6 protein-coding genes are annotated in these 8534 nt (G+C 45.0%); 2 read left to right on the top strand and 4 right to left on the bottom strand.

Annotated features, from left to right (window positions below; all coding sequences use genetic code 11):
• Nucleotides 1-187: 187 nt before the first annotated feature.
• The 3 genes from thiF to ABFC84_07840 all read right to left on the bottom strand — a co-directional run bounded on the left by thiF (nucleotide 188) and on the right by ABFC84_07840 (nucleotide 4072).
• Nucleotides 188-997, bottom strand: a complete 810-nt coding sequence (thiF, locus tag ABFC84_07830) for a sulfur carrier protein ThiS adenylyltransferase ThiF (protein MEN6412658.1) — start codon at nucleotides 995-997, stop codon at nucleotides 188-190.
• A 1-nt stretch (nucleotide 998) separates the two neighbouring features.
• Nucleotides 999-1199 carry a sulfur carrier protein ThiS gene (gene thiS, locus ABFC84_07835; GenBank protein ID MEN6412659.1) on the bottom strand — a complete coding sequence of 67 codons (201 nt, stop codon included), beginning with the start codon at nucleotides 1197-1199 and terminating at the stop codon, nucleotides 999-1001.
• A gap of 515 nt (nucleotides 1200-1714) precedes the next feature.
• On the bottom strand, nucleotides 1715-4072 hold the full coding sequence (locus ABFC84_07840) for an HD domain-containing phosphohydrolase (protein MEN6412660.1): 2358 nt from the start codon (nucleotides 4070-4072) through the stop codon (nucleotides 1715-1717).
• 205 nt (nucleotides 4073-4277) lie between these two features.
• On the opposite strand from ABFC84_07840, the gene ABFC84_07845 reads away from it, so the two are divergent.
• Nucleotides 4278-5822: a hypothetical protein gene (locus ABFC84_07845; GenBank protein ID MEN6412661.1), complete on the top strand. Its 1545-nt coding sequence runs from the start codon at nucleotides 4278-4280 to the stop codon at nucleotides 5820-5822.
• Nucleotides 5823-5851: 29 nt separating this feature from the next.
• A complete protein-coding gene (locus tag ABFC84_07850) occupies nucleotides 5852-6193 on the top strand; it encodes a hypothetical protein (protein MEN6412662.1) in 342 nt (113 codons plus the stop codon).
• A 32-nt stretch (nucleotides 6194-6225) separates the two neighbouring features.
• Here ABFC84_07850 and nadE read toward each other — a convergent pair whose 3' ends face one another.
• A complete protein-coding gene (gene nadE, locus ABFC84_07855; protein MEN6412663.1) occupies nucleotides 6226-8169 on the bottom strand; it encodes an NAD(+) synthase in 1944 nt (647 codons plus the stop codon).
• Nucleotides 8170-8534: the final 365 nt, after the last annotated feature.

The following is an 8534-nucleotide window of genomic DNA, read 5'->3' on the forward strand; positions in this document are numbered from 1 at the left end:
TTGTTCGGCTGATTTTTGGATTGCTGGCCAAGCATCAGCTTTACTCTCAAAGTGGAGTAAGCCAAGCTTAACATTCCCATATATTACCTTTTCTTTTCGGCTATGGAAAAGGCTTATTAAGTGTACGCTCTTTTCAGAATTCGTTTACAATTCTTTATTTTTTCGGGCTTGACATATTACCAGATTGCTATACTGAAGTTTCTTGTAATAATAAACGAAGGGCCATGTTGGCTTGGTGGCCGGCGCAGACCATAACGCGCGGCGCCATAAGTCCCTGCCCCGGCTGTGCGGCGGTGCTGCCGTCGCCGCACAGATAAAAGTGGTCGGTAATTTTGCGGGTAATAATGGCATTGCTGCTGCCGTAGCCGGCCATGCCGGAGGCGGCGACAATAAATTTGTCGGGAAATGCGGCAGTCACTGTATTCACGAGCATCGCTTTGGCCGCCGGGGTGTCAAAGGCTTCACAGATAATGGAATCTTCGGCGAGCAGCTCGGGAATATTTTTTTCCGTAAGGCGAAGGGTTTCGGCTGTTACGCTCACAAAGGGATTAGTTTCATAAATTTCTTCGGCCAGGGCACGGGCTTTTGGCAGGCCCAGGTGTTTAATCTTGTAGGCTTGGCGGTTTAGATTGCTTGGTTCTACTACGTCAAAGTCCAGGAGATGAAGATGGCCGATACCGGTACGGGCCAGCATGATGGCAATGTTGGAACCTAATCCGCCGAGACCGGCAATGGCGATGCGGCCCTCCTTTACTTTTTTATGTACCTGCGGCGTATGGCGGGAACAGAGCATTTGCTCAAAGGCGTCTTGGCCGGGAAGCGTCCCTTTTTTAAAACAAAAAATTTCGTCCCCTTCATGCAGAGGAAAGTCCTCTGTCGCAGCATAGCCGTTGAGTATGAGAACGCTTGTGGCCGGGTCTGCCTTGAGCTCTGATTGCAAGGAGCTTAGAGAAAGGGCAGAGGTGATAAAGGGTTCTCCGTTTAAGAGAAGCCTCATATCAGCCGCCTCCCACAAAGTTGACAATTTCCACGGTGTCGCCATCGGCCAGCAGGGTGGTTTCATACTTTGTTTTGGGAATGATGGCGCCGTTGTATTCCAGGGCAACGAGGTTGAACTGATAGCCTTCTTGCCGCAGGTAATCGGCAAGGGATAGACCCCCGGCGGGAAGAGAGAACGCTTTTCCGTTGATTTGCAGCATTTGAGCCACTCCTTTCCATAAAAAAAGGTCACACGAAGAGCTACACCGACGGTGGTGTACCCCTTCGTGTGACCTTTGTCGCACTCTATTTACAGAATAGCAAATAAAGGAGAAATCGTCAAGGGAGGCCGCGGGAAAAGATTTAGTTCCACCCCCAGCCAATATCGGCTGCAATCTATACCAGAGTCAGGCTGCAGCATCATCCTTTATATTAAATACGACGAAGCCCATCTCTTAGTTTAATCACCAGGGATGGGCTTCGTTTATTATTGAGCGGCATGAACAATGGACGACAAGTTGCTGTTACCTTTCTTTTCCGACTTCTTCTTTGCCTCTTTTCTCATCTTTTCTTTGTTCTTTGGATTTTTATCTCCCATAACCAAGACCTCCTTTTTGTATAAAACGTCTGCTATGATTAAGGGATTTATTAATGGCTGTATCCTAACAACCTGTTTTTATTATATCACTTTTAGCAATGTTTTCAAAAAAACCATAGTATAGTAATGATAAAATGTTTACAGCGAAAGTGAAATAAAGGCTTCGACGAGGTAGGGATCAAATTGAATGTCGGCATAGTGTTCTAATTCGGCAAGGGCCTGTTCCCGCGTCAGGGCTTTGCGATAGGGGCGATCGCTGGTCATAGCGTCATAGGCGTCGGCAATGGCTATAATGCGGCATTCCAAAGGAATGTCTTCACCGGTTAAACCAAGTGGATAACCGCTTCCGTTCCACCATTCATGATGTTTGAGGATGCCCTGGGCAATGGGGGATAGGTCGTGTGAAGTATGGGCAATCCGGTAACCAATTTCACTATGCCGCTTCATTTCAGCAAACTCTTCGCTGGTTAGGGATTCCGGTTTAAATAGAATGGCATCGGAGATACCAATTTTACCAATATCATGGAATTGAGCCAGCAGCCGTATATCCGATATTTTCTGTTCTGGCAGGCCGATGTGGTCAGCCAGTTTGGCGGCTAAATCCTGCAGGCGCTCCCCGTGTCCTTCGGTTAAAAAATCTCTGGCGGCCAGTGCGCTTTTTAATGTTTCAACAATGGCGCTGCGCGTACTTTGCCGGCGCTGCAGTTTTTCCCGGTACATATAATCATCGGCTTCTTTAAACAGGTCGGTAAGGCTGTCAGTGGGGTCTTTGCTGAATGCCAAACCGATAGAGATACTTAAAGGGAGAAAAGTCAGGTGTTTATCATTGTATCGGGGAATAGCATTTTTGACACGGAGACAGCCCCGTTCGGCAATTTGTCGGGTCGTGTTGGGCAATAAAACGGCGAATTCATCGCCGCCGATGCGGGCAATCACATCACTTTGACGAAAACATTGACGGATAATATCGGCAGCCGCTTTCAACATCTCGTCGCCGATCATGTGTCCAAGGGTATCATTAACAAGTTTAAGTCCGTCAATGTCAAATACAATGACACCAATCGGGAAAAAGCGGGAAGTACTAATGCGATGGGATTCTTCTTCAAAGTAGGCCCGGTTATATAATCCGGTTAGGCGATCATGAAAACTCAAGTATTGCGTGGTATTATATAATTGTGCATTATTAAGGGCAATAGAAGCCAGTTTGGCAAAACCATTTAAAAATTCTGTCTCATCTTTATTGAAGCAATGGCTGTTTTCGGAATAAGCAAGACCAATAACACCAACGACTTCCGAGTTGGAAATCAAGGGGATACCCAGTATTGACTGGATTTCATCAAATTCCGTATCCGCTAAACAACCAGGCCAGTTATGATAGTCATTTACAGTGATGAGTTGACCGGATAACCATACCGTGCCGGCCAACCCTTCAGCTGCCTGGATTTTTTTACCGACTCTATCGGCATAAAGGCCGGTTCCGGCTTTTGTTGTCATTGTCTTGTGAGCGGAATCAACCAGCGCGATAAACCCGTGGGGAGTATCGGCTAAGACGGCCGCGCGAGTAATAATAGCCTCCAACAGGTCGGTTAATTCAAAGCGATTCATTAAGGATAAGGCTGTCTCGTGCAGCGAGGACAGATAACTGTTTTGCCGGCGTATTTTTTTTTCGGCCTGCTTCAGGGCTTCCTGGGAAGCTTTTTGTTGCAGCAAATCAGCCTGGGCGGCAGAATAAAGACGGGCATTGTCCAGAGCAATTGATGCCAATGCTGCGAAGCGGCTTAACAGGGAAATTTCATCTTCACCAAAGGAACGGCTGGTTTCAATATAATCCAGACCAATTACGCCAACTACCTGGGAACCGGATTTCAAGGGAACGCCGATGGCAGAGTGAACCACGTTCAGCATGGAATCAGGTAAACGATGTTCCCATAGCTGATAATCAGCAATTGCTAAGGGAACTCCTTCCTGCCATACTTTGCCGCACAATCCCCAGCCGAGCTGCTGCCGCCGTCCGGCCTTACAGGCGTAAATTCCTACACCAACTTTTATTTCGATTGATTGCTGATCCGGCTCTACCAGATAAATATACCCATGGGGCGTATGGAGCAATTCTCCGGCTCGCTTGACGATGGCGGTTAATAAGTCAGCTAAATTCAGCCGATTCATCAAGCCGAGGGTGGTTTCATGCAATGATGCTAAATACTCGTTTTGACGCTGGATTTTTTCTTTATTTTGTCGTAAAAGTTCTTGAACCCGGATCGTTTTTTCATACCGCTGCTGCCAACTTAGCCCCGAGTCCGACGATTCTATCGTGCCAGCCTGCGAAGGCTTGGCACGGGCTAACTGGGTAAGCAGCCAGTATAATAGAACCGTTGTGATTAAAATATAGATCCAGCCGCTTGGTGTTTTAAACAGCATATCGTTAACCAGATAAAGCAGAAAGCTGTTGACACAAACAAATAAAATGGCAATTCGAAGCGGAGTAAAGATTGCCATAGTAACCCCCATTAATAAATTGAATTTTTCTAAGTTTTTAACGTTGGAAGGGAATCACAGTAAATAACATAATTTTAGTATACCATATAATTCCACAAATGGTACAGAGCCGTTCGGAGTACCCTACTGGTCGATTGTAGGTAAAAATGTTATAATGTTGAACGTTGAATGATGTTGAGTGATATTAAAGGAGTTCTAATTATAAATGAAAAATGTTTACGACCAAGTGCAGGCTTTTTATGAGCAGCATGACGCGGAAGGCCTTGTAATTTTCCAGGAGTGGGTGGAAGGCTTTTTACGGCAAAAAGCCTGGCAGGGTATCAAGGACAAAGAATTGCAGGATTTGTGGCACTCTTTGGCGATGTTTATTGCCTATTTGATTCATTCTGATCATGAAGATTTAGACGATATGGATGCGCAGGAGTATAGCCTAGCCATTGAGTGGCTGTCGGATCAGATGGATGATTTTCAGCTCTCATTGGGAACGGTTCGACAATTTTTTTGCGTACTTTCTGACTTTTATCAGTATTTAATCAGCCGGAAGATCCTTGTCGGTATGGAAGAGTTGAAAAATGCGGCAAGAATCATTGCCGGCGGCAATAAAATAGTTTTGATACGACCCGAATTCAGCGGCGATGAACTTGGAATGTTTGACACGGATCTGGCAACTGTCTTTTCAAAATACCCGACAGATGCAACGGATGCGTTAAGTAAACAGATCAGTGAGACCGTTGAACGACTAATGGCTAAATTGGGGAACTGTTTTCAACAGGAAAATTTTAACGAGGATTTTGATCGCGCCTTGTATTTATATACCGGCCCTTTTGATAGTGTGCCGGCAGATGAACAGGATGAATTTTGGCTGGGCTTTTGGGATTATTTCTTATTTGATTATCATCTGCTGCAGAGCGATAGAACGCCTTTGGCATATTTTGATATCGCTCATCGGGACAGCTTGAATGTGGATGAACGGGAAATTCTTCATAATTTATTGTATGCTGAATTTACCGTGTTTTATATTAGCCGGGTGTTGAATCAGGACTGGGTAGAATGTGTCAATTTGTTTACCGGCAAGACCTTTCAACTTCCTTGCCCGGATTTTGATTATAAAACATTAAAACGGCTCTTGTTTTTTGGCCATATTTTTTCCCAAGGGATGGTTATGATTAATTATGTAACCAGTATTGAGGTAAGTGCCAATCTTAGACGGCGGATTAAAGATGAGGTGGTAAGGCAGACCGCTATTTTTGCGATTCAGAATCCGGGGGCCGGTTTGTCTGATTTCTTTGTTCGTCATGCCCAGGTTGTGAGACACACGATTGATGTGTTGGTGACATTAGCTAAGGTCAATGTTATTTCTGCCGATCAGTTAGAACAAGAACTGCCCCAAGTAGAGGAAAAGCATGCAGTTCATCAAGGGGTTCATGATTTTATTGCCAGTATCGCTTTCCAGTATGGCTTTTCCTTGTTTGACATCGGATTGATTCAGAAAATGTGGTATGATTTTTGTCAGCTTACTAAGGTGACGGTACGTAAACCGGCGGTTTGGGCGGCAGCACTGCTGTATGCTTATTCTCAGGTTAACGGCAGCCGGAATATTGTGGTGGAAAATCTTGCCCGGGATCTAGGGGTTGCCGCATCCAGCGTACACACCAATCGCTCTAAGCTGTTTACTGTTTTAAGACTCAAAAAATTCGATCCACGCTATCTGAACGAAGAAGGGTTTATCTTTCTCATCTTCATGCCATAACGAAAAATATAAATTTGGGAGAGATGATTATGCGTTGTCCATGCGGCGCTGAAGTAGAGCCCGGCAAGGAGAAATGTGCTCAGTGCCAGGCGCTGGAAGCTAAGGTTCAGGTATTAACGCCGGAAGAAAAGCAACAGTTTCAGGGAGTGACGATTGAGCAGGAGGGGGAAAGCATTGGTAAGAATCCGGGGAGTTCTGGCTTTAATTCCGGTTCGCGGATTTATGTAAAACAGGTTTCCTTCGGCTCAGGTACCGGGCTGATGGTAAAATTACTGGTTGGAGCGGTGATTGCCGCGCTCGTTGTATTTATTGCCATGCCGGTGGCGCTGCTGCTGCTTGCCGTTGGCTTTATATGGTTGATCTTACGTTGAGTTTAACCTTTGTTCGCAGTAAAAAAGGCAACCTAATTGCTAGGCTGCCTTTTTACTGTATTGATTTCTGTTGGTGCATTGCTATGACTTAATAACTGTTGTTTTAATTGGTAGTAGCGGGCGGTGAAATAGACGCCGTTTTGGGATTCCCGGTGGTCAAAGCCATACGCTCGCCTGCTGATGGCCAAAACCGGCGGAGCTTGAATTCTTTTTGCAATTCCAATTCCTGAGTATTGTTTCCACCATTTTTCCAAATCAGCAATAAAGCTATCCAGGGTAGGAAACAGTTTGCGTACGATCCCCGGTTCACAGCCGATTTTTTCTTCCAGGACACCTTGCTGATACCAGTATAGAATATCCTCGGGTGTTGCCTTGTTCCAATATTCTATAAAGGAACGGAACAGATAATCATGATAAGGGTAAACCAAAGGATCACCTTTGCCTTCGTCGACAGCCTGCGCCAGGGAGAGTTCGGCGCTGGGTATGATATCGATGGTTTCCTGAGGGATGACGGACCGTTTATATACCTGCGCATTAATATAACGGGCGATATCATATACCTGATACTTCCAGAGATCGGCCAGAGCGGCCAGAAAGCCGGCTTGATCACCGTACAGAGTGGAATAGCCGACAGTCAGTTCAGATTTATTGGCATTACAGGTAAAACCGCCGCCAAAGGCAGCGGCAATTCCCGCCAGGACTCTGGCGGAGCGATCACGGGCCTGGATGTTTTCCGTAATGAATGAAGAAACCTGTAAGAATTCGTTTTTACCGGAGCTTAAGTTATTTACCGTTGCTTCGCTGATTTGTTTAACGGTATAATTCACGACATCCTGGATGGGCATAACAGTATATAAGCAGCCAAGATTATGAGCGAGTTTTGCCGCCAGATCCTTGGTTGTCTGAGAATTAAATACGCTGGGCATATTGACAAGCAGTACATTTTGAGGTCCTAAGACATTGACATAAAGCGCAGCGCTTACAGCCGAATCAATACCGCCGGAAACTCCGATTACGACTTTGTTCATATTGATTGTTTGTAAAAATTTTTCGATTCCATAACGAATAGCCCGGTAAATGCTGCCGATATCGCGGTCGTCAGGAATATCCAATAAAGGCTGCTGTTTTCTGTTTTCCTTTTTCAGGTCTAAATCAATATACTTCAAGGCGGGCTGAAAGGATGGACAATAGTCGATGATTTCACCCTTCCCATTATAAATGGTGCTATAGCCGTCAAAAGTATAAATGGTTTTTCCGTTATTTTGCAGTCCCACATTGTTAACATAGATCAGCGGGACTTCGGATTCCCTAGCCTGTCGGGAAAAAATCCGGTTTCGTTTATTGTTTTTTCCCAGAGTAAAGGGTGAACATGAAATATTAATAAAAAAATTAACCGGTCCGTTGGCTTGAATGGCATGAATCGGTTTGCTGCTGTAATCATCGCTCCAGCCATCTTCACACAATATGCAGCCGAGGGCAAGAGAATGACCGGCGACTTGCAGCCGGACCGGCTGCAACAGTGATTCTACCGATTCTCCCCGTTCGATAGCCAGTTCCCGCAGGCTGAAAAAATGGCGGGTATCATCAAATTCACGGTAGTTGGGCTGAAGCGTTTTGATTCGGAAGGGATAAGGAAAATTATCCGCCCCGTGGAGACATCCCTGATGTGCAGTAAAAAAACCATTGTATTTGCGTACCCGGCCGTCATTATTGGTCTTCTTCCAGTCGATTGCTATATTGCCGAACAAAATAGCGATATCCTTGGATGCAGCAATAATTACCCGGCCATATTCTTCACAATCTTTTAAAAATCCAGGCTGTTCCCAGGTATCACCTAAAAGATAGCCGGGAATAGCCATCTCCGGGAAAATAATCATTTGCGCCTGTTGGCGGCGAGCCCGTTCAATCATTGATAGCATAGTACGACTATTTGCATCGGGTCTGCCAGGAATGACTTCCATTTGACCTAAGGCCACTTTAAGCAAGTGTTGGTCACCTCTCTTACTTCTTCTTATGCAATTATCCTTGTGATTAACATAGCAGTATTCAACAATAGCGTAAGTAAATCCTTTGAAAGATGCGCAAACTTTATTGTGAATTTGAATTTTCGGCTGGCAGGAATTTTTCTTTTTTGTGTGAAGGAGAGATAGCCTGTTATGCCGAATTTCAAAGCTGTACAGATAAGTTATCTTGCGAACTGGGTAGAATGAAATCCAGGGCATGTTCATGAAAATTCAGTAGATAAAAAGCAGGAAAAACTGTAGCAAGAGAAAATTATAGCAATGAGGTGAAGAAGATGGAAAATCTCATTGCTATTTTAGAAAAAATGCCAGACCCAAGA

It is taken from the genome of Veillonellales bacterium (genome assembly GCA_039680175.1).
Classification (GTDB): Bacteria; Bacillota; Negativicutes; order JAAYSF01; family JAAYSF01; genus JBDKTO01.

Coding starts and splice junctions, on each gene's coding strand:
- thiS (MEN6412659.1), bottom strand. CDS start 1,199: ATGCTGCAAATCAACGGAAAAGCGTTCTCTCTTCCCGCCGGGGGTCTA.
- ABFC84_07840 (MEN6412660.1), bottom strand. CDS start 4,072: ATGGCAATCTTTACTCCGCTTCGAATTGCCATTTTATTTGTTTGTGTC.
- ABFC84_07845 (MEN6412661.1), top strand. CDS start 4,278: ATGAAAAATGTTTACGACCAAGTGCAGGCTTTTTATGAGCAGCATGAC.
- thiF (MEN6412658.1), bottom strand. CDS start 997: ATGAGGCTTCTCTTAAACGGAGAACCCTTTATCACCTCTGCCCTTTCT.
- ABFC84_07850 (MEN6412662.1), top strand. CDS start 5,852: ATGCGTTGTCCATGCGGCGCTGAAGTAGAGCCCGGCAAGGAGAAATGT.